Raw genomic sequence first — 20,633 nt, 5'->3', positions numbered from 1 at the left:
ATAACCTGAAAGAAGGATGCTCCATCAGACTATGGGGTCACATTTTGGGGCCACTTGCCACTGAAAAACATATCGATGGCAGGAAATACAAACCCGGGATTATCAGAAAAGGCGGCCTTTCCGGCGCTGGGTATCAGCAGCAGGCGCCCATTGGGGATAGAAGAAGCCCAGGAACGTTGTGCAGGTATCATTGAGGAATCTTCTTTTCCATAAACAACTAAAAGAGGGGCCCTAAGCTGATCCAGTTTAGTGGTAAAGTCCCAGCCATTATAATATCGAGGGGCAAGTTGAGCCGTATATCGGTAGTAATAATGAACGGCTTCGGGGGGAGCGTTACATGTTGTGCCTTTATAGGTGATGGTATCCCCACGAGCCATAGCCAGCTTTTTATTGATGTTTTCATACTCTTGGCAAGTTTCCACAGGATTAGAGGCTGTTCCCTTAAGCAGTTTCTGCAGTAGTTCAGAGGCACGGTTCGAGAGGGTCGTATCTGGCGAAGGTGGCGCCCGGGATGCCTTTAATTTTCGTAATGTAAGTTCCTGTTGGAGGTCGGGGCCTGTTGCACCATGAAAGACCAGTCTCTTCAAATGTTCAGGATAATTTTGGGCATACTGAGCTACCAAGACGGAGCCAAAGGAATGAGTGAGTACATTCATTTTTTCCAGGCCAAAATGTTGGCGTACTGCCTCAAGATCTTCAACAAAATATGAGGGCTGTAATTTTGTCGTATCTGCCGGGAGCTCCGACTTTCCACCTCCTCTTTGATCATAGAATATCAGTACATAATGTTGAGCTAAAGGCCTGACCGAAGGAAGCACAGAATGCATGCCGGCCCCCGGTCCACCATGTATTACCACAATGGAGTCTTGCCCGCTTCCCATCACTTGGTAGTATATTTGTGCTCCCTCTGCACCGGTTATATATCCGTCATCTAGTATGGGTATCCGTTTATTATCTTGGCATCCAATAATTAGGATAGAGAATATGATTAAAAAAACCTTCTTCAATGGTAGCTCCAGAGTTTGAGGGTAAGATACGGTCATTGATTTTGGGCGTATATAAGCTATCATCGAGCAGCCACATAATACAAGCTATGTGGTTCGCCTAACCAAAATATATCGTTTTTAGCGGACTCGAACCCTACGAAGTTGCTTAATTATAGCGAGGGTCATAATATCTTGTTGCTCTTGGCGGGATATTTCAGCTGAGCCATCCCCAAGTTGATAACCGTAATATCCAAATTGTCGATGATTGCCACCTGCAATTCTTTCACGATGCATATGAGCAGGAAGATTTATAGCAAATCTTTCTATTTCCTCTTCGCTGGCCAGCCCATCATTGGAACCATATATTTTGGTCACATCAATCGTCAGGTTGGAAAGATCAAGCTCCCTGGGATGTGATGTGCCAACGAGTAATAATCCACCAAGGGCATTGCTGTGATCCCGGGCAAATAGTGTAGCAAGTTTCCCACCCCGAGAGTGTCCGCCGACAATCCAGTTTCGTTGCAGTGAATCACCTTCAATGTACTCCAATGTGCGTTGAAATACGTTATCCTGCTGTGATTGAAACAAAGCCATTCGATAAGGCAATGCTAAGATGATGGTCTTAAAACCGACCTCTGTAATGGCTTTTGCCATCGGGGCATAAGCTTTTGGATCAACCAGGGCACCGGGATAAAAAATCAGCGCAGCTTCCATTGTATCAACAGCCGGGGTAAATATAAAGGCGTTGGATGAACGCTGGACATGAACCTTTTCATTGCTATCCATTACGGATGATTCCAGTCCATGAGCCTGCATATTATAAAAAAGCCACGCAGTAACACCGAGCCAGAATACCCCCAATCCAATGTGGATGTATTTCCGCATTTTGGTCATGATCTAATAATTCTTATAACAAAAATAGTAATCCAACACCTATGGTCAGAGCACTTGTCAATAGTATTATTGATACTGAAAGGATGTTATCGGACTGATTTGGGAATCTTTCTTGGAGGAAATGAATATTATGTAGCATGGTATTATCGTATTTTGTTCATGGATTAAAAGAGTAGACGATATTCTGTTGCAAAAAGTTACACCGAATGCTCTCGTGTTTAACGCACCGGAGTGTCTCCTTATGTACAAGGAGACCTAACTAATAAATGGGCACCTTATAATACGGATTATATAGGGCAACTGTGCCGACTATCAAAGATCAGACTAATCGTCATTCTTAACATCCTGGTGATCGTAACTTATCGCACGCTTCATAATCCAAGACTCTCTGTGCTTTTCCCAGATAGTTGTAAACTTTGCTTTTTGAACCTTTTCATCGTTTACATAGAATTCATGTTCACCAGTCTGAAGGGCTCCATAATCACCCAGGATATGAACCTCAGAGGTAATAAGCTTTCGCGTTACTGAGTAAGGTTTAGAACAGCGGTCTTGGAAAGACATAATTTCTTTATCCAACGATTTATTGAGTCCCGATCGATCATCATAAAACTCAAAATCATCCGTAACGATTTGTTTATATAACGGTAAATTACACTTGTTAAATGCCACCTCAAATAGCAAGCTATCCATTTTTATAATTTCAGCTCGCAACCGATTATGGGCTTGTAATTCACTGGGACTTTGGGAAGCATAATCCTGAGCTAAACAACTAATCGTAGAGATACAGAAAAATAGTGCAACTAAAGTAATTGGTTTCTGCATAGGCTTTATCAGGGTTTTAGCTTTAGGAGTGTTCGAATCTTACGCTAAATACTATTATTAGTTACACCTTGTTTATAGGATAGGGCAGGCTGCCGGCGAGTCATTTCCACTTGGAAGCACGTTTTAACAATCCGGAATTTTGGAAAAGTTATAACAACAGAAAGAGTGCCTCTTAAGTTGAGGCTTTCAAACATGGAGAGGTAGATATTAGAGTAGGAGAGGGATACCCTATTGATCTGATTGATATTGGGTAAAATACGTACCGTTGTAGTTATGAGAGGGGAGCTGGATCTTTATTCGTTTTAACCACGAAGGTGTTTGTAATGCGGTCGTAGAGTGGTTGTTTATTTGAACCAATCCAAAGTGTTAGCAGATAAACGCCAACTAAGGTCCAAACGAGAACAAAACCGACTAAGATTATCGGTGTGAGCTCCGGGCTATTACCACTCATTTGCCAGATACAAGTATGGGCCAACTCCCAGGGGATAAATTTTAGGGCTGTTCGGCTCAACGCTCTTGTTTTACTCAACCTTTTGCCATCATTGTAAATGACTTTTATTCCTTGCCAGCGCTTTCCCCAAGTTGCCTGGTGTGCTGAAGATTCTAAGAGCGTGAAATAAAGAGTAACTGGTAAAGTAATTAAAATAAATCCGGATAACTGCCCGGATAGCGGGTTTTCGAACAGTATTTCAATTATATCCGGAAAAACCGATTGAATGACACTGCTTAAAATGGTTAGGAATACTATATAAAGGGCGATGAAGAGGTAATCAGCCAAGAATGCTTTCACCCGTATCCATAACCCTGCGTATGATGGTATCATGTGTTATGTTTTTTGTTTTGAACGAACCACACAGAGGCACTGGTCTGAGTTCGTTCAGCATAGCCACCTAAAATAAGCATCTTCCCGGTTAAGGTGAGATATTACGACCCAGCACATAAGCTTCCAGCCCTGTAGAATGCCACTACTTGCCCCACTTTGCAGGATTTCATAAGGACCGGTGTCATCTTTTGAAACTGATTATTAATAAAAGATATAACTAATAAATGGGAGGCGGGCAAGGTAGCAACGGTTACATTGCCCAAAAGGGTTAATTATCTAAGAAGTAATCCTTAAGGCATGTTTCCCTAAGTTTTATACCCAAGATAGTGGTTGGATGCCGGGCGGCGGATTGTCATTATCCTTTTAAAGTATTGGGCCACAAGTATTTAACGTTGCATGATTGTCGTTTCCATTACTTTTTGGCAACATAATAATAGTTTTCACCTTCATCCATATCGTTGCTGATTAATGATAAGCCTGCGGATGATAAAATACGTTCATATTTTTCGGCTCCGAGTGACCGAGATTCTACCCCAGTCATGATATCGGTCCACGTGCAAGCCTGTTCTGGAGATGTAAATAAGAACTGACCGCCCGGGGTAAGAGTTGATGAGATGCGATTGATTAATATGGTCTGGATGCTTTCCGATAGCAAAAACATCAGGCCCCAGGCAACTATGCCGTCAAATTTCCGGTCAAAAAAGTCAGACGTTTCTGCAGACTCGCATGCCACGGTGAGGTCAGGAAAATGGTCCCGAAATGATGCTACCAGTGTTGGGGAAGCATCAATTCCATAAGGGGTATAGCCATCTTTGACTAATGCTTCGGTAATTGGAATGCCGTTGCCACAACCAAGATCCAGAATCGTGGCGTTCGGCAACAAAGTATGCGCCCATGAGCGGACAGCTTCAACACCGATGGCTGATTTTCTGCGATAGGCGATGAAATCCTGAGCAATTGCTTCATAGCCGTTGGTAGGGTCGTTCTCCATAATTTAAGGTTTCTTCTTTTACTGTTTGCGTACAACCACGCCAAAGTAGCACCGCCACGGAGGTTATACATAAACGCCGTGCGAGCCAGTATTAATTTAAAAAAATGTACTACAGAAATTCAGGAACTAAAAATCGGCAGGATAGGGCAAGACCGATTTTTGATGCAGGACACAAATAAGAGTATCCATAATGGTATAGACCATTTCGCCTGAATTGATTTACAGGAATAAAATTTTAGCTCAATGCTGTTTATATCGAAGTTAGTTTTTAGTATCCTTGGATATATTTCTTATCCGAAACAGGAACTTCTTTTTTATCCCACACATCTAAATTCTGTGATCCGATTTTTTTCAACATTTCTTTTACTGATTGTTACTCTCATATCTTATCTGTCTTTTACCGACATCAAACCAGAGCCTAAGGTTGTTGAGCCTGAATCCGAACCTAAAGAATGGGTGATGGATGAATCCCTGTCTACCTACCTAAAAGAGTTTGGACAAGATTTTAAAGGCGGACTCAAAGACGAACAAATACCCGGGGCCGCGGTTGCCATCGTAAAGGATGGTCGGGTTGTTCTTCAAAAAGGATTTGGGGTAAAGGAAAGAGGGACGTCCGAAGAAGTTGATGAACACACCGTATTTAGATTGGGAAGTGTTTCCAAAGGCTTTGCTTCGGTACTAACGGGATTGATGGTGGAAGAAGGAGTTGTAAGCTGGGACGATCCCGTATCTCATTATTTAGCAAAGTTTAAGCTGCATGACCCAGGGCAAACCGATCGGGTTCAGATCAGGCATCTGTTATCTCATACCTCTGGATTGCCACGCCATGCATATACGAATTTGGTGGAAGACGGGCTCTCTTTGGACCGTATCATTCCCCGGTTGGAACAAGTTCCCCTGATCTCAAAAGAAGGCGAACAGCTTGCCTATCAAAATGCGGCCTATTCAACGATTGAAAAAGTGCTGGAAGTCCAAACCAACACTGACTTTAACACACTGCTGAATGAAAAGCTCTTGGAACCATTATCGATGGATTATACCTCGGCAAGTTATGACAGCATTCGGAATTCGGGGAATACAGCCTTGCCGCATATGTTTCATTCCCGTTCAAGGGGACGCGTAGCCACGTCAATTTCTGAGAAATATTATAACGCGGTTTCTTCCGGGGGGATCAATGCTTCTGCCTCAGATATGGGGCAATGGCTGCTTCTGTTAACAGGGCACTATCCCGACGTTATTTCTGAGGAAACGCTTGAAGAAATTTATGATCCCTTTGTGACCATCCATAACCGACGGTTTAGCCGGTATTGGGATGGAGTAGACGAATCGCATTATGGAATGGGGTGGAGAGTACTTGATAATCATGGACAAAAGATCGTATACCACGGAGGGTATGTAAACGGCTACCGCAGCGAAATCGCTTTTGCTCCTGAAGACAGAGTAGGAATCTGCATTCTCATTAACACCCCCTCAAGGTATCCGTTAACCGTAATACCGGGCTTCTTTAATCACTTCAAGTCGGATTCTTCGGAAGTTATTTCAGAGTGAGCTCTAACGGTCCGGTGTATCGCCTGGAACAAAAAGGGAAATAGCTTTGTCATCGTCCAGTTTATTGTAACGGAAACCGGAGATATCAAGAATCCCAGGTAATTCGGGGGATCAAAGGTGGTTGTAATGAAGAAGCTCTGAGAGTTATAAAAGAAGCCAGGTTTCAGCCGGGGATACAGCAAGGAGAAGCTGTTCGTACAGTTCAGTTTACCGATTTTTTCCATATTCAAGACTGATATAAGATGTTTTAACGACCGCCTTGCGGACTCCTATACCGAAGTAACACCGCTACGGAGGTTGTACGTACATAAGGTGCGCCCAAAAATGTGGTGTTAATAAATATTGAATGAAAAAATAAAAGCCAGAAGATGAGGCGCTTGTCTGCCGAAGCTTTAGCATAGGAGAGAGCACCATTCCATTTAATGTGCAGATTATAAGGCCAACTTGTTGCCAGTACGTTACTCAATGGTTTGGGAAAGTACTTTCATAGCTTTATCTAAGGAGGTAAATGAATGGTATTCACCTTTCTGGTTAACAATAAAGTGGAGAGGAAGAGAACTGATATTAAGATCCCTTCTGGTTTTATCTACATTATTTGTAATGAGTTGCAAGCCAGCTGGGTTGTACTTGTCGATAAATGACCGCCACTTATCTTTGTCTTCATCAATAGATATATCGATAAATTCAATATCTCCCTGGTATGCTTGTTTCAAAGAATCCAGTTGAGGTTTTTCTTCAAGACATGGGCCACACCACGTTGCCCAAAAGGCAATAAAATGTGTCTTGCCGGCTATATTCTGTAGCTGAAACTTATTGTTATCGTCGTCAACCAAGATGTGAGTTGGCAGAGGTTGGAGTCCTTCTTCCGAAGGATTCCACAAAACAGTTGCATTTACTAATTCTCCATCCACATTACGCCCAAACCCTTGTTGCTCTATAATTAATGGTTGAGCTAATAGGTAATAGATGAAAATTCCAACTACTGATATGGCGGAAACTACTTTTAGATTTTTGCTGATTTCATCTCTTGAAATAAGTAGAGCTACTATTCCAGTGATAGTCAAAACAATAATGAATGGGAAATAAAGAAAGTTAAACAGGTCAAAAATGACAAATGGTATAAATAACAAAGGCAGATATCCAACAGGCGTTTCTTTATTAATTTTCCCACTTATAAATAAGGCCAGAAAGCAAATGAGTATTGGGATCCATTTCAAGAGATTTGCCTGATGAAGATGAATGGGGTTGGCAAAAAGAAAGAAATAGAATCCTGCTGCCATGATTCCGACAGAAGAAAGAATACCGAATAATATTTTCAAGATGCTTTCTTTAACCATTTAGACTAATTGTCATTTTAAGGTGAAACTCATGGTGATCCTATAACAGCCCCACGCGTAACCAGTGTGCAGGCCAGCGTTACACTTAAAAAATGTACTACAGAAATTGCCAAACCCAAAATCGGCAGGAGAGGGCGAGGCACGTCAGCTTGATGTGCTGGTTATACCGCATCACTTTTTATGGTCAGGCTTAATCACGATACACAACTCCAAATTTATTATTGATTTGTTGCCAATCTTCGCTCGTTAGTTCTTTCCACGGTTCTCCAGGTTTTACACCAATAGCCCGGAAGTAGTCTTCAAATCCCGAAGGGGTGTAACCAAATACCATTCTCAACATTTCATTGCTTTTGTTCTGGAGTCCGTGCCATACTGTTCTTGGAACCAATGCCATGCTTCCTGATGTAACTTCATATTGCTCATCTCCAAATGTTAATATTCCGGTTCCTTTTTCTATAAATATTAATTCCTCCTCCGAAGAATGTTTGTGAACCGGGATTCCATCGTTTGGCTTAATATCTTCAGTAAGAAGTGACATCGTTTCAATACCTTTATGTCGTTTGTCCACCTTAATGGTTACTCGAGCTTGGCGCTTCCCAATTATATATACTTCCCCATCGTCCGGATCGAGGATTAAATCGGGATTTGCTTCGACGACAGTATTTTGTTCCATAATGGGTATTTGTGGGAGAATGCTACTCATACCAAGAAATGTTGTCGAAGTTAAAAAACCTTTCCTTGAAATTGATTTTCCCATATCAATGCCTCGTATATTGATTGCGGTATAACGCCCCTACACTTAAGGTGCAGGCAGACCTGCGTGGATTATTTAGTAGTGTAATTTTAGGCATAAAACTTTAGCTGAGCAACCAATGGCGAGACCTTTTACCCTTGAAGCGCTGATTATACGTATTTTACCACCTTGGCGAATCCTGTAAGGTTTTACCGTCCTTTCGGGATATGATTAATTCATACAGTTTATTCTTATTACTTTCGGTGTTCATTTTTTCCGCCATTCGTTCTGCATTGTTTTTATAAGAATCATTGTTAACCAAGTCTAACAATTTGCTTTCAAAGTTGTTTTGATCCAGTTTTTTTATAGACATACCCTTTGGCCCGAGTTGTAATCTTGAAATGGTCTCATTCCAAAAGAATTGATCCAGAATATGAGGGATAATCAAACTTGGGCAACCATATTTTAAAGCGGTATGCGTGGTTCCTGAGCCACCATGATGAACAACTGCCTGGATTTTTGGAAATAACCAGTCGTATGGGAGGTCGTTCACAAAATGAATACTATCCAAAGATTCCGCCGTCTTTTCCAATCCTCCTGATGAAGTATTTATAATCGCTGAGATATTATTTCTTTCCAATACATCAACTAAGATATTGGTAGTTTCCCTGGGACGGGCATTTGACATACTCCCAAAAGTGACAAAGACAATTTTGTTATGCTCATTAACAAATGAAGTTAATGCTTCATCCGGCTTCCAGTTAACCGTTTTGTCCCTTTTATAATATCCGGCTATATGAGCCGATGAAGGCCAATATTCAGGTTTGGGAAATAACGAAGGAGAAATAGCATACAACGTCTTCTCTTTTTTCAGCATCGCCTTTTTAATAGACGACACTGTAATTTTTAAATCGGGATAATCTTGACGATATCGCTTGGAAAATTTCCAGAGCATTAAAGCCTTTAACGTGTTTTGTGCCCAAAAACTTAATTTATTCAAGGTTTTTCCATAATCACCCAATATGGTCAGATGGTTAATGGTATGACATACCCCGGGAATAGGACTTACCAATATGGATTTACCCGGATTCGCCATTCCCCAGATAAGGCTATAATTACATTTCGGATGGTATAGAACTCTATCCGGACTTTCTTCTTTTTGTACCCTGTGATGCAGCTCCAAAATATCCTTTGACAGCTTCAAGCCAAACCGAGCCATTTTTATCAGGAATTTAATCCGTTTTAAAAATGAACCCTGACCACCCATAAACATTTTGGCTTCTTTGCTATCCAGCATATCAAGAAAGGCTCTGCTGAATCCGTAGAAAGGAAGCCCCATACTTTCTACCGTTGCTCTAAATTGCTCAGGAAAAACACAGACCACATCCCAATCTCTGTCTTTTAGTAGCTCCGCAATTGCAAGAAATGGTTCAATATCACCCCTCGTGCCTATTGAGAATAAGAGTGCTTTCATGGCTAATGGCCTTCTTTTTTTGCTTTGTTATACGTGATGATGTAATGAGCTTAAAGCCTAAGTTCGATATTATGCTTTTTATTTGATTCTATTGACATGATGGTTTTACCCTCTCCACCACTTGTACCAAATTACCAAAATCCAGATCGTATTCATCCATGAATCGAAATATGATGGCTTCACTCGGCAGAAAAAGCACAGAACTTCCTCCATAGCCCAACATGTACGTTACATCAACATTACAGCCGTTTGTGTAAGCTTCCCTGATAGGTGCATTTGTCAAAATTCTCAAGAATGAAATCTAAAATTGTTTGAATTCTGCTCATCTTGTTTAAGAATACCTAACGTCATTGCGCATAAGGTGCGCACGCATTAATGTTGATTTGTTAAATAATGAACGAAGAGCTAAAAAGCCAAAAGTTGGCAGAGTGGGGCGAGATGCGTCCGCGTTGACGCGCTGGTTATATAGCGGCTCTTGCGTGAGAATGTATTATACAATGTTAGCTGTTCATTGTTTTTTCGTTTGTCGGTTCATAGTAAAGTGTTACTGCACCACCACTAAAGGTTTTAGTCTTTATGAGTTTAAGAATAGTCCTGTCGTTTATATTTTCAAATAATGGGAGCCCACTTCCTGCAACAACAGGATGAACACAAAATTGGTATTCATCAATTAAATTAAGTTTCATCAGCTGTATAATTAAACTCCGACTGCCAACTAAAATATCTTTACCTGATTGTTGCTTGAGTTCTAAAACTTTTTCTTTTAAATCACACTTTGCTATGGTTGCACTTTCCCAATCTACATTTTTAAGCGTGCTGGAGAAAACTATTTTCGGAATTTTGTCTATAGCTTTAGCAAAGTCATTCATTGGTTTTTCTTCTGAAGGGTTTTCTAACAACGTTCGCCAAAATTCCATAAGTTCATAGGTGGTCCTGCCATACAGAATTGCGTCTCCCTGCCTTAATAATTCTGTATAATGCTGATGTATTTCTTCATCTGGAATTCCTGCTGTATGGTCGCATATCCCGTCAAGTGTCGTATTGATTGCGGCAATTAGTTTTCTCATACTATTTTATTCAATATAGGTTATCATTGCTTCAAAGAAATCGGACGTTTTAATTATATCAGTTGGAAAGACCATTCGCACGGGGGAATTACGACATTGCCAAAGGGGAAATAAGACAATTTCTATTATTGAAGTATTACCAAGCCATATAACAGATATTATATGTACGAGTTGACGGTGGTATCTCCGCCTTACACATCCTATGAAAGTTTGGCAGCTTCAGGTTTACTTATGGGCTTTAACCATATTCTCTTTACTGCTTGATGATGTTTCAAGTAGTAGGTTGAAGCATCATCAAGCAATAGGTTGAAGGTTCTTCTACTTATTGTTTCATTTTCCTGGCCATCCCAAAGTGGATATTCGGTTACGGTAGCCATTCCATCACTGTTTGGCCGGGATCAACTCCTTGTTTCCTCCGTACCTTCTCCGTACCAACTCCTACAGGCAGTGGACGAGGTAGGGATTTGGCAGGGAGGAAGTATACGCATAGATTTTGGCCGAATATTGAAAATAAATGCTGGTCAAACCGGTAAGGAATCAACAAAGTAAGAGGGTATTTATCTGCTTTTTTCGAAGATAAATATCAGCGAGTAACTTGGGGTGGGAATCTAATAAAAAAAGAACCGGAGCACATTTTTTAATCTCTTTTTTCAAGAGTATCAAAAGAATAGTCAGCGGATATTTTTCTAACTGATCCATTGCAATGCCATAGCATTGCGACGGACTGTGCTCTTCGCTCTTCTTCACAATGATGCAAGTCAAATAACTCTACACATAGCATACAAAACCAGAAGCAATGGCTTTGCAGTATATCGGCTGATGTGGATGTAGGGGATTTACTGAACTTCTTTACTACCTGGTAAATCATGTAGGATTTTTTCTCACACAGACGCACTCCAAAGTCCGTACATAAAGAAAGTGAAAAGGAATGTATACTGGTAATCGTGTCAGAGATCAAGGATCGATTAGAAGTGTTAGCCAAAGGCATGGGTTAAGAAGTGGCATGAATGCTCAGCGGCTTTACGTTTTTGTAAGAAAAAGGGTTACACGTCATTTATTGTTGATGCAGTATTCACACAGAACATAGAAAAGAGAGTAGGTTTTATTCAAAAGTTAAGGCCCTCTGCTTGGGAGGGTTGGAATATAATAATGAAGGTGTATTGCATTATGGAATTGATAAAAATACTTGTGATAGATGAGGATATTTTAGTTCGACGTGCGCTCGCACGTATACTGAGCAGTGAACCTGAGGTAGAGCTTCGCGTTAGTGGAGATCTACATGAGAGTGAAAAACTCATTGAGCATGAAAACCCTGATATCGTTTTGTTGGATGTTGGTTCCCTGGCTCCGGATAATTTTTCATTTTTCAACACCCTGCGGGTACGATTTCCTAAAACTCCGGTAGTTGTGCTAAGTCCACGATCGGAAGAGGGGGCCCGGGCCGCCCTTTATGCCCTGCAAAATGGGGCCATTGATGTGATAACAAAACCCGAGCAAAATTATGCGCTGTTATTTGCTGATAACCATCTAAAAAAACGACTGCTACCGATTATCAGCATCGTAAGTCAAATGATTGACACTGGTACGGTTGACAGGCAAGCTGTAAATACGGACGTTGATGACTCCCAACAGGAGCGGGAAAAGACTTTGTTTCCCAAAAGCTACCGGCGTTCTGTCAATCTTATAGCGATGCAGGGCTGCACAGGAGGTCCAAAAGCACTCTTTACGATCTTTAAACGCTTTCCAGCCTATTTGTCGGCTCCGGTTGTGATAGCCCAACATTTTCCTAAAACCTATACCAGTGTATTAGCGCATTCTTTGAATAAGCTATCTAACATTACGGTTAAGGAAGCCCATGACGGGGCCGAACTGGAACCCGGCATTGCCTGGCTGGCCCCGGGCGGCTATCATTGTGAAGTTCAGCAGTATGGCAACAGGTCTCTGTTGAAGGTACACCAGGGACCAAGAGAAAATGGGGTTCGTCCCTCGGCTGATGTGCTATTCCGATCTGCCGCCCGACTGTATGGACTGTCGGTGCTTGGAGTGATTTTGAGCGGTCATGGGGCTGATGGTATCACCGGAGCGAAGATGATCCAAGAAGTAGGAGGAGAAGTGATTGTACAGAATCCTCAAAATGCCCTGGTCGGTGAACTGCCGCTATCGATGTTGCAGTCCGGTTTGGCCCATCAATATTATCCGGCTGAACAGATCGCTGATGAAATTGTTAAACGAACGTTTTTGGCCCGAAAAAAGCAGGCAAGCCGGTGGGAGAACCATTCAATAGATACCGAGAGGGTTAGATACATTTAAGGAGCTGTGTAGACATATGCGATGTAGCTTCCCCGCTACTTGAAGGGGCTGTTGCCTGAGTGCCCGACTACGTATTTGATAATGATTATATCTTTAATCCAATACCTATGATTAAACGTATTTTAGTAGCCCTTGATCCCGATGAGGATACGCCCGTAGCTACCAAATATGCCATCGAACTGGCAAAAAATGTAGATGCAAGGCTAACAGGTCTGGCCGTTGTGGACACCAATCGTATTGCCTGGGACAGCTGGGGCGGCGGTATTGGTACGATCTATTACACCAAACAGCTGTACGATACGATGAGCGATACATCGAAGGGAGTGGCAGAAAAGCTTCTGCAGGCCTTTGAAACGGCCGTAAGTGAAGCAGGCATAAACCACACCGAAGTTTTGCGGGAGGGAGTGCCCTATGAAAGAATCATCGAAGATATGAAATATCATGACTTGCTGGTGGTAGGCCGCAACGCTCATTTCTTTTATAATCATGCTGATGAAGATACAAAGACGCTGGCCCGCCTCATTAAAAAAGGCAATGCTCCCACCTTGGCTATAACGGAAGAATATCATCCGGTAAAGCGGGTGTTGGTTGCTTTTGACGGCAGTTCAGCCGCGGCCCGAACATTGCAGTGGTTTATACATCTGTTGCCTTTTGGAAAGAACCTTGAGTTGGAATTAGTGCATGTTAATTCGGATCAGTCAGAGGCAGGCAGGGATCGATCGGATCTGTTGTTACAGCAGGTCGAAAACTATTTAGAGGTCCATGGGTTTCAACAGATCAACAGGACTATCCTGGGAAAAGGAAAGCCGGGAGGACGGCTGCTTGAACACCAACAATCGATAGGGGCAGACCTTATACTACTGGGGGCGCATTCGGTATCGGCCATACGCCGACTAACGCTTGGTTCTACCACGCATCACCTGATGACCAAGAGCTCGGCTCCCTTGTTTTTGTGTCACTAAGGCTATGGCGTATTACAGGTGAAAACCCTTTGCTGACGGACTACTATTCACTTAGAAACTAACAATAAACAATCAAGCTTGTAGTCAAGAATAATGAGCAGCCAATCGTCGCTTACCGTTCCTGATGAGATATGGGCCGCCGCGCCTGAAGAGCTGTTGGCTGAGTTGCAAAGCAACAAGGAAGAAGGCCTGAGCCAGGGCGAGATCGCAAGGCGACTGAAACAGTTTGGCCCCAACCAGTTAAAAGAACATAAGAATAAGAGCTTATGGCATATACTGGCGGACCAGGTTAAAAGCCTGATCATTTTATTACTCGTCATAGCCACCATTGTATCCTTCCTTTATAACGAGATACTGGAAGGCTGGGCCATTGTGATTGTGATTGTCATCAACACCGCCATAGGTTTTTTTACCGAGTTGCGGGCCGTCCGATCTATGGAATCCCTCTTTAAACTCGGAAAAGTCGAAACCAGGGTACGCCGGAAGGGAGCCGTAGAGCTTATCCCGGCGCCAGAACTGGTGCCCGGAGATATTGTACTGTTTGAGGGGGGAGATGTGATAACCGCGGACCTCCGAATTATCGAAGCATCCAAATTGCAGGCGGACGAGTCTGCCCTGACGGGAGAGAGCCTGCCCGTCAGCAAAAAGGCGGAGGCCGTTGCCCCCGATACCGTGCTGGCTGAGCGATCAAGCATGCTCTATAAGGGTACCTGGGTGACCAGGGGTTCCGGTGAAGGCGTAGTCGTTTCCACCGGATTGGAGACCGAATTGGGACAGATTTCTTTGCTGGTTGAGGAAGCTGATGATGAGCAGACACCGCTGGAAAAACGGCTGGACCGGTTGGGCTATCGCTTGATTATCCTCACCCTTATCATTGCCTTTTTTATTTCAATTACCGGTATCTTATCCGGCAAGAGCACACTGCTGATGATTGAGACGGGCATCGCTCTGGCGGTGGCTGCTATTCCCGAAGGCCTACCGATTGTAGCGACGATAGCGCTGGCCAAGGGATTGCGCATCATGGCTGAGAAAAATGCTCTCGTCAACCGGCTCTCCTCCGTAGAGACACTGGGCGCTACGGAGACCATCTTTACGGATAAGACAGGCACTCTTACTGAAAATAGAATGAGCGTCGTCCGATTATTCCTGCCGGCTAAAGAAATTGATGTAACGTCCGGATTTACGGATACATACGGACCTAAAGAAAATGGAACGAACCGGGATGTGAGACTGGCACTGGAAACCGGGATGCTATGTAATAATGCGACTTTTTCGAATGAGGGGGCTAATAACGGCAGTGGAGATCCACTGGAAGTAGCGCTGCTGGAGGTGGGGTACCTGGCTGGAATTGAACAGGCCCAGCTTACCGATCATTATCCGGAGGTGCGGGAAGAGGCCTTTGATCCTGAAGTGAAAATGATGGCTACATGGAACGAGGTTAATCCAGAGCGTTTTCGTATCTCCGTAAAAGGAGCCCCCGATGCGGTATGGGATCGATGCCAATCAATGCTCCAAAATGGAGAGCAACAGCCGTTTTCAAAGGAAGAACGCGAAAAATGGGAGTCCATAAATCATACCCTCGCTGCCGACGGATTACGGGTCATTGCGCTGGCTTTTCGGGAAACAGACACTATGGAAGGTCATCCCTATGAAGAGTTGACCTTTCTGGGGCTGGCCGGGCTGCTTGATCCGCCCCGAAAAGATGTGAAAGAGGCTATGGAAGCCTGTAAAGAAGCGGGTATTCGTGTGGTTATGGTTACCGGAGATCAGCCCGCAACCTCACACTATATTGCCAGGTCGGTCGGACTGGTTATGGATGATCAGGCGACAATCATTCATGGAAAGGATTTACCTTCACCCGAAAAGTTAGCCTCTTCTGCCGATGAAATGGATCATGTAATGAAGGCTAATATTTTTGCCCGTATTAGTCCCCGGCAGAAACTGGATCTCATTGAGTTGTATCAAAAAAACGGGCACATTGTGGCAATGACCGGGGATGGCGTCAATGATGCCCCCGCCCTGAAAAAAGCGGATATTGGCATCGCTATGGGTAAGCGGGGCACCCAGGTAGCCCGGGAAGCCGCCGATATGGTGCTGACCGACGATGCCTTTTCGACGATTGTCTCTGCCATTAAACAGGGACGTGCTATCTTTAGTAACATTCGTCGGTTTGTCTATTATCTTCTTTCCTGCAACGTCAGCGAAGTGCTGGTCGTGGGGCTGGCTGCCCTGATCGGGCTGCCGCTGCCACTCTTGCCCCTGCAGATCTTGTTCCTGAATTTAGTTACAGATGTTTTCCCCGCACTGGCCCTTGGGGTGGGTGAAGAGTCAGAACATGCGATGCAGCAGCCTCCGCGGAAATCTGATGAACCTATATTGAACCGTAAGCACTGGATGGGAATTGGCAGCTACGGGCTGGTCATAACAGCTTCGGTGCTTGGGGCGTTGTTTTTGGGCATGTATGAATTGGACCTCATACAAAACGAAGCCGTTACGTTGAGCTTCCTGACACTGGCCTTCGCCCAGCTTTGGCATGTGTTTAACATGCGAAGCAACAACTCCAGCCTGTTCCACAATTCTATTGTTCGTAACCCCTGGGTTTGGGGAGCCATTATGTTATGTCTGCTCATCATCTTTGGTGCAGTCTACGTTGGGCCCGTTGCCGAAGTCCTGGATTTAACCCCGCCCGGAAGAGAGGGCTGGATCATCGTTGTAGGTATGAGCCTGGTCCCGCTTGTGGTTGGTCAGCTACAAAAAATACTGGCCGTGAAGTTCACTCAAAAGGCACGAACGTAAACAGGAGTATTTCAAATAGGAGGACGGCAAATTTTTTGATAAAAGTGAGGAGTGTTTCTGATAAATGGTAAAACCGTAGGTAAGGCTGGAGATGTAGTGGATCCTCCTTCATTGACGGACAGAGAAATACTGTCATTTATTTTGGGGTAAATAGTCGTTTATAAACACATCGTCTCCGAATGCTCGGAGCTTGCTAAAATAGAATCTTGGTTAAATCGAAAATAAGGTAGTTATGGAAAAAGAAAGAAAAGAGCTTCACTGGTATGAAAATGTAGAGCCTGATTTTTCAACGGCTGAGGAAGGGAGTGATAAAGAGGATCAAAAGAAGGTCAGCCTGGCGAAGTATGCGGCAGATGCCTATCAGTGGATCGAAGAGGTATCGGTAGAGTTGGAAGAGCAGGAACGAAAAGATATAGCCTGGAGTGTTTTGCGTGGTGTTTTACATGCCATCAGAGACCGACTAATCCCGGAGGAGATGTTTCAGCTATCGGCTCAACTACCGATGTTGATTCGGGGCCTGTATTTTGAAGGGTATCATTATGGTGATAAACCTGAAAAATTTCATGTCGAAGAGCTTGAAAAGCGCATAAAGGCTGCTGTGGCATTTCCGGTCGATGCCAAGCAAGCGTTTAAAGCGGTGTTACAGGTGCTCTACAAGCATATCAGCAAGGGAGAGTTGAACGATATTTATGCAACCATGCCCAAAGATATCAAGCAGTTATGGGACGATTGCCTGAAAACCAACACTCCTTAGACATACCATATTAGCAAAAAGGCCAAGCACATAAAAAAGGATATCAATATCAATGTTGGGGAAGACGATCGATTTGAGCTTGTAGGTATAACTTACCATCCTCATAAACGAGGTCGCTTTTTGCCACTTTAAAAACTTCACCGGGCTTTATGGGAAGGTTCACTGATGAGCTATCTTGGCTGGTGGTGTTCGTGGGCATTCCACCTTCGTTTTCCCATCGTGCCAAGTCCTCAATATCTTCTTTGGTATAACTATGATCTTCAACTTTTATTTTGATTGACGTAGGAGGCATGGTCACAGAAAATTATTTTGAATTTGTTTAAATACCACTAAAGTTAAGACCTCAACGGCTATCCATAGTAGCGCTTTTACAGATAAAACTTGTAGGGAAAAAACTGATATGTTGAAAATAGGTAGGGGATAGGATCGCATCAGCGGATTAAAGAATTCCGGATAAACCAAGAGATTACTTTTACACTTATTGATCCCTGCTTATTAAATAGGAGGTTGAGCTAAATAAATTAGTCTCCGGTGTCTATCCGGAATGAACGTTTTATTTTTGAGGAGGATTACCGATTAATATCAGCAGTGGGACCTTCGAATACAGGGCCATCTCGCGGATATGGTTTCGTTCAGCAAGGGCTTCAAAAAACGATTTCTTGTATTTGATCATGACCAGTAAAGAGGTGGAAGATTCACTCAAATAATCAGCAATGCCGGTATAAAAATCATTCTCATGCTTCCTGCTGAAGTGAATGTCATCATAGTCGATACTGGATTTTACCAAGTCACAAAACCCCCTGAACTTTATTTCATCCTCAAGAGTTTCGTTGTCACTGGTATGGAGGCCCTCATCAATGTGGCTGATATCAATAGTTGAATCGAAGAGCTTTGCAAAATGAACGATTTGCTTCAATGCGGCCAGATCTCCCTCTTTGTAATCAGTGGTAAAAGTAATATGCGGAAATTTGTCGAACTTACTGCCATAAGGAACGGCGAGGACCGGAATAGTAGATTTTTTAATAATTCCGGAAGTAGTGCTGCCCAACAACGCATTTCTGTCCGCCGTAGCGCCCTTGGTTCCCATGATAATAAGTCCCTGCTCATGCATCTGTACCTGTTTCAGTACATTAACAACCGGGTTGCCCCACAACAGTACCGTAGAAATCTCGAGTTCCTTAAATCGTGTATCCTGTAATAGTTGATTGATATACCGGTCAAATTGTTCGTTGGCCGTCTGTACAAATTGTTCCTTGAGGTCTTCGAAGCTGGGGGCAATTTCAACCACATACTGTATAGCATGCATCAGGACCAGCTTAGATCCGGTCTGCAGGGCAATTTCTGCTGCATAGGGCAAAACATTATTAGCATGTTTTGAAAAATCAGTAGGAAAATAAACCTGTTCAAGATTCGCATTCATATCAGTAGTAATCAATGTTAAGAATTCATTTCAAATAGAGAAGAAGGTAGCTTTAGGCTAATAGTTCAGCTGTTTGCCGACCATAGTTCATATTTGCTCCCCGGGATGACTTTTGGGTTGTCGTTTTAAAATACTTTTTATCCCTAAGCCAATGTGTTTCATGAAATAATATATAAAGCAAACCGAATGGTGAGCAGGTGGAAAGCAGAATTAGTATGTGGGGGTAACCCGCACATATCTACTTTAAAAAACCTGTAAGATATTGCCCTACACGCTATCGGTATCATCGAACTACAATACATTCAGGGCAGGGGCTTCAAGAGGTAGTCTTTATTATGGTCATTATTTAACCGGGTATTAATACGAAAGAATAGCATAATATCCAGGCCTTTGTAGCTATTAGGTTAACAGTCAATCAGAGTATTAATGGAACACAAGAAAATCATATCTATGAATACACGAGAAGTTATCAACCGTTTGAAGCTTTGGGGTGCCGGCATGGCTTTATTATCGGTCGGAGGCATTGCCTATGCTATTGTGAAAAGCCTGAAATATGCCAGAACATACAGGCGGCCATTCAATCCGGAAACCTATCAAGAGATTGAGGGTAAGGTTTTATCGGTGGAGCATTCGAATGAAAGAAGTGACGAAGAGCAGGGAGTGTATCTTATAGTACAGACACCGGATGAGACTTTGCCGGTACACTTGGGACCGGCCTGGTACATCAACCGGCAGAGAAAGCTGCCCAAGGCCGGTGAAAAAATCACAGTAAAAGGATCTCGTACCGATTACCATAAGCAACAGGTTATGGTAGCGGCCCAGATTCAGCGCGATAGCATGAGGCTGGGGTTAAGAGATAGCGATGGAAATCCATATTGGTATGGATGGACCCCCATTAAATAAGTGCGGAATCTATAAAAGGCTCTTTTTACGCTAAGAAATCAGCTATTGTATGGTAGGCATCAGCCTTCTACAGGCTCTCTTCTTTTCTGTCTTCAACTTTTTTAACGATGGAAATCCATTTTGCATCCGGGTTGATATGTTGTTCGGCGAGATCACTAAGTCCCATATCGGCTCTTTTTTCTTCTCGGAGCGTATCGAGGAGAGGTTCGGCTATTTCATGGCGATCATGGGCCTTGGCATAAGAAATGGCCGTGCCATAGCCAGCAATCTCATAATGATTAATATGTTGGATAGAGGCGATAAGCCCCGCATCGCAAACCTCAGGATTCTTACAACGGTCAGCTAACTTAAGGGCTTCTTTAACCAGGCCCTTTATGCCGTCACACTGTTCCCCGGTGGGCTCTTCATCGAGGATGTCAAATATGTGTTCCAAGCGTCCTAACTGTCGTTTGGTTTCCTTCTGGTGCAGCTGAATGATCTCATCGAGCTCCCAGGATGCAGCCCGTTCGCTTGCTTTAGGCAGAAAAGTAAGCTGCTGGCGTTCGCCATCATATAAATCACGAATTTGCTCAAGCATGAGGTCGTATAGATCCAAAATATCTTGTTCTTTCATCATAAATACGGTTTTTAAAGCAACACAGTTGTTGTTTTTTATTATGCTGCAGAAGAATACATGTTAAGCCGTAAAAAGGTTTGACGGCATAGATTCTTTTTTTGTTTATATGTATCCTGTTTGTAAACTACAGCAGGTAAAGTCATTTATAGTATTGACATAGCTTTTGTGCTTTGAAAGAAGAGAAAAGCCATACAATG

At 43.1% G+C, this 20,633-nt stretch carries 19 protein-coding genes; 6 read left to right on the top strand and 13 right to left on the bottom strand.

All coding sequences use genetic code 11. The features are described 5' to 3' along the window. Positions 1–29: 29 nt before the first annotated feature. The 5 genes from J6I44_RS03375 to J6I44_RS03355 form a co-directional block, all read right to left on the bottom strand. Entirely contained in the window at positions 30–1,007 is a 978-nt protein-coding gene (locus tag J6I44_RS03375) for an alpha/beta fold hydrolase (RefSeq protein WP_265764567.1), read from the bottom strand. A 117-nt stretch (positions 1,008–1,124) separates the two neighbouring features. Next, the gene (locus J6I44_RS03370; protein WP_265764566.1) at positions 1,125–1,880 is read right to left on the bottom strand and encodes an alpha/beta hydrolase; all 756 of its coding nucleotides are present in this window, start codon (positions 1,878–1,880) and stop codon (positions 1,125–1,127) included. Between the two features lie 324 nt (positions 1,881–2,204). After that, on the bottom strand, positions 2,205–2,702 hold the full coding sequence (locus J6I44_RS03365) for a nuclear transport factor 2 family protein (RefSeq protein ID WP_265764564.1): 498 nt from the start codon (positions 2,700–2,702) through the stop codon (positions 2,205–2,207). Positions 2,703–2,973: 271 nt separating this feature from the next. Next, on the bottom strand, positions 2,974–3,525 hold the full coding sequence (locus J6I44_RS03360) for an RDD family protein (RefSeq protein WP_265764563.1): 552 nt from the start codon (positions 3,523–3,525) through the stop codon (positions 2,974–2,976). Positions 3,526–3,937: 412 nt separating this feature from the next. Further along, positions 3,938–4,516, bottom strand: a complete 579-nt coding sequence (locus J6I44_RS03355) for a class I SAM-dependent methyltransferase (protein WP_265764562.1) — start codon at positions 4,514–4,516, stop codon at positions 3,938–3,940. Between the two features lie 336 nt (positions 4,517–4,852). On the opposite strand from J6I44_RS03355, the gene J6I44_RS03350 reads away from it, so the two are divergent. Then, positions 4,853–6,064: a serine hydrolase domain-containing protein gene (locus J6I44_RS03350; protein ID WP_265764561.1), complete on the top strand. Its 1,212-nt coding sequence runs from the start codon at positions 4,853–4,855 to the stop codon at positions 6,062–6,064. A 458-nt stretch (positions 6,065–6,522) separates the two neighbouring features. Here J6I44_RS03350 and J6I44_RS03345 read toward each other — a convergent pair whose 3' ends face one another. From J6I44_RS03345 to J6I44_RS03325, 5 genes are all read right to left on the bottom strand, one after another. Next, positions 6,523–7,401 carry a TlpA family protein disulfide reductase gene (locus J6I44_RS03345; RefSeq protein ID WP_265764560.1) on the bottom strand — a complete coding sequence of 293 codons (879 nt, stop codon included), beginning with the start codon at positions 7,399–7,401 and terminating at the stop codon, positions 6,523–6,525. 190 nt (positions 7,402–7,591) lie between these two features. Continuing rightward, a complete protein-coding gene (locus J6I44_RS03340; RefSeq protein WP_265764559.1) occupies positions 7,592–8,104 on the bottom strand; it encodes a cupin domain-containing protein in 513 nt (170 codons plus the stop codon). A gap of 211 nt (positions 8,105–8,315) precedes the next feature. Further along, entirely contained in the window at positions 8,316–9,608 is a 1,293-nt protein-coding gene (locus tag J6I44_RS03335; RefSeq protein ID WP_265764557.1) for a glycosyltransferase, read from the bottom strand. Between the two features lie 500 nt (positions 9,609–10,108). After that, positions 10,109–10,675 (bottom strand): dihydrofolate reductase family protein, encoded by a 567-nt coding sequence (locus J6I44_RS03330; protein WP_265764556.1) that lies wholly within the window; start codon positions 10,673–10,675, stop codon positions 10,109–10,111. A gap of 200 nt (positions 10,676–10,875) precedes the next feature. Beyond that, on the bottom strand, positions 10,876–11,052 hold the full coding sequence (locus J6I44_RS03325) for a hypothetical protein (protein WP_265764554.1): 177 nt from the start codon (positions 11,050–11,052) through the stop codon (positions 10,876–10,878). Positions 11,053–11,842: 790 nt separating this feature from the next. Here J6I44_RS03325 and J6I44_RS03320 point away from each other — a divergent pair. The 4 genes from J6I44_RS03320 to J6I44_RS03305 all read left to right on the top strand — a co-directional run bounded on the left by J6I44_RS03320 (position 11,843) and on the right by J6I44_RS03305 (position 17,497). Continuing rightward, positions 11,843–12,985, top strand: coding sequence for a chemotaxis protein CheB (locus tag J6I44_RS03320; protein ID WP_265764553.1), 1,143 nt, complete (start codon positions 11,843–11,845; stop codon positions 12,983–12,985). Between the two features lie 107 nt (positions 12,986–13,092). Continuing rightward, complete coding sequence (locus J6I44_RS03315) at positions 13,093–13,947, top strand: universal stress protein (protein ID WP_265764551.1); 855 nt, start codon at positions 13,093–13,095, stop codon at positions 13,945–13,947. 93 nt (positions 13,948–14,040) lie between these two features. Beyond that, positions 14,041–16,743 carry a cation-translocating P-type ATPase gene (locus tag J6I44_RS03310; protein ID WP_265764550.1) on the top strand — a complete coding sequence of 901 codons (2,703 nt, stop codon included), beginning with the start codon at positions 14,041–14,043 and terminating at the stop codon, positions 16,741–16,743. 232 nt (positions 16,744–16,975) lie between these two features. Beyond that, on the top strand, positions 16,976–17,497 hold the full coding sequence (locus J6I44_RS03305) for a DUF2267 domain-containing protein (RefSeq protein ID WP_265764549.1): 522 nt from the start codon (positions 16,976–16,978) through the stop codon (positions 17,495–17,497). A 49-nt stretch (positions 17,498–17,546) separates the two neighbouring features. Here J6I44_RS03305 and J6I44_RS03300 read toward each other — a convergent pair whose 3' ends face one another. Beyond that, positions 17,547–17,789 (bottom strand): hypothetical protein, encoded by a 243-nt coding sequence (locus J6I44_RS03300; protein WP_265764547.1) that lies wholly within the window; start codon positions 17,787–17,789, stop codon positions 17,547–17,549. A gap of 261 nt (positions 17,790–18,050) precedes the next feature. Continuing rightward, entirely contained in the window at positions 18,051–18,917 is an 867-nt protein-coding gene (locus J6I44_RS03295; protein ID WP_265764545.1) for a universal stress protein, read from the bottom strand. 450 nt (positions 18,918–19,367) lie between these two features. Here J6I44_RS03295 and J6I44_RS03290 point away from each other — a divergent pair, with 450 nt between their 5' ends. Continuing rightward, on the top strand, positions 19,368–19,820 hold the full coding sequence (locus J6I44_RS03290; protein ID WP_265764543.1) for a MamS/MamX family magnetosome protein: 453 nt from the start codon (positions 19,368–19,370) through the stop codon (positions 19,818–19,820). A 67-nt stretch (positions 19,821–19,887) separates the two neighbouring features. On the opposite strand, the gene J6I44_RS03285 is transcribed toward J6I44_RS03290, so the two are convergent. Further along, positions 19,888–20,436: a YciE/YciF ferroxidase family protein gene (locus J6I44_RS03285; RefSeq protein ID WP_265764542.1), complete on the bottom strand. Its 549-nt coding sequence runs from the start codon at positions 20,434–20,436 to the stop codon at positions 19,888–19,890. Positions 20,437–20,633 lie beyond the last annotated feature (197 nt).

Origin of the sequence: Fodinibius salsisoli, from assembly GCF_026229185.1 — a bacterium.
Lineage (GTDB): Bacteria > Bacteroidota > Rhodothermia > Balneolales > Balneolaceae > Fodinibius > Fodinibius salsisoli.
The sequence above is the reverse complement of the archived record's forward strand: the minus strand, read 5'-3'. Positions and strand labels throughout refer to the sequence as shown.

Coding starts and splice junctions, on each gene's coding strand:
- J6I44_RS03335 (WP_265764557.1), bottom strand. CDS start 9,608: ATGAAAGCACTCTTATTCTCAATAGGCACGAGGGGTGATATTGAACCA.
- J6I44_RS03340 (WP_265764559.1), bottom strand. CDS start 8,104: ATGAGTAGCATTCTCCCACAAATACCCATTATGGAACAAAATACTGTC.
- J6I44_RS03365 (WP_265764564.1), bottom strand. CDS start 2,702: ATGCAGAAACCAATTACTTTAGTTGCACTATTTTTCTGTATCTCTACG.
- J6I44_RS03310 (WP_265764550.1), top strand. CDS start 14,041: ATGAGCAGCCAATCGTCGCTTACCGTTCCTGATGAGATATGGGCCGCC.
- J6I44_RS03320 (WP_265764553.1), top strand. CDS start 11,843: ATGGAATTGATAAAAATACTTGTGATAGATGAGGATATTTTAGTTCGA.
- J6I44_RS03290 (WP_265764543.1), top strand. CDS start 19,368: ATGAATACACGAGAAGTTATCAACCGTTTGAAGCTTTGGGGTGCCGGC.
- J6I44_RS03360 (WP_265764563.1), bottom strand. CDS start 3,525: ATGATACCATCATACGCAGGGTTATGGATACGGGTGAAAGCATTCTTG.
- J6I44_RS03325 (WP_265764554.1), bottom strand. CDS start 11,052: ATGGCTACCGTAACCGAATATCCACTTTGGGATGGCCAGGAAAATGAA.
- J6I44_RS03285 (WP_265764542.1), bottom strand. CDS start 20,436: ATGATGAAAGAACAAGATATTTTGGATCTATACGACCTCATGCTTGAG.
- J6I44_RS03330 (WP_265764556.1), bottom strand. CDS start 10,675: ATGAGAAAACTAATTGCCGCAATCAATACGACACTTGACGGGATATGC.
- J6I44_RS03300 (WP_265764547.1), bottom strand. CDS start 17,789: ATGCCTCCTACGTCAATCAAAATAAAAGTTGAAGATCATAGTTATACC.
- J6I44_RS03355 (WP_265764562.1), bottom strand. CDS start 4,516: ATGGAGAACGACCCTACCAACGGCTATGAAGCAATTGCTCAGGATTTC.
- J6I44_RS03315 (WP_265764551.1), top strand. CDS start 13,093: ATGATTAAACGTATTTTAGTAGCCCTTGATCCCGATGAGGATACGCCC.
- J6I44_RS03305 (WP_265764549.1), top strand. CDS start 16,976: ATGGAAAAAGAAAGAAAAGAGCTTCACTGGTATGAAAATGTAGAGCCT.
- J6I44_RS03370 (WP_265764566.1), bottom strand. CDS start 1,880: ATGACCAAAATGCGGAAATACATCCACATTGGATTGGGGGTATTCTGG.
- J6I44_RS03295 (WP_265764545.1), bottom strand. CDS start 18,917: ATGAATGCGAATCTTGAACAGGTTTATTTTCCTACTGATTTTTCAAAA.
- J6I44_RS03345 (WP_265764560.1), bottom strand. CDS start 7,401: ATGGTTAAAGAAAGCATCTTGAAAATATTATTCGGTATTCTTTCTTCT.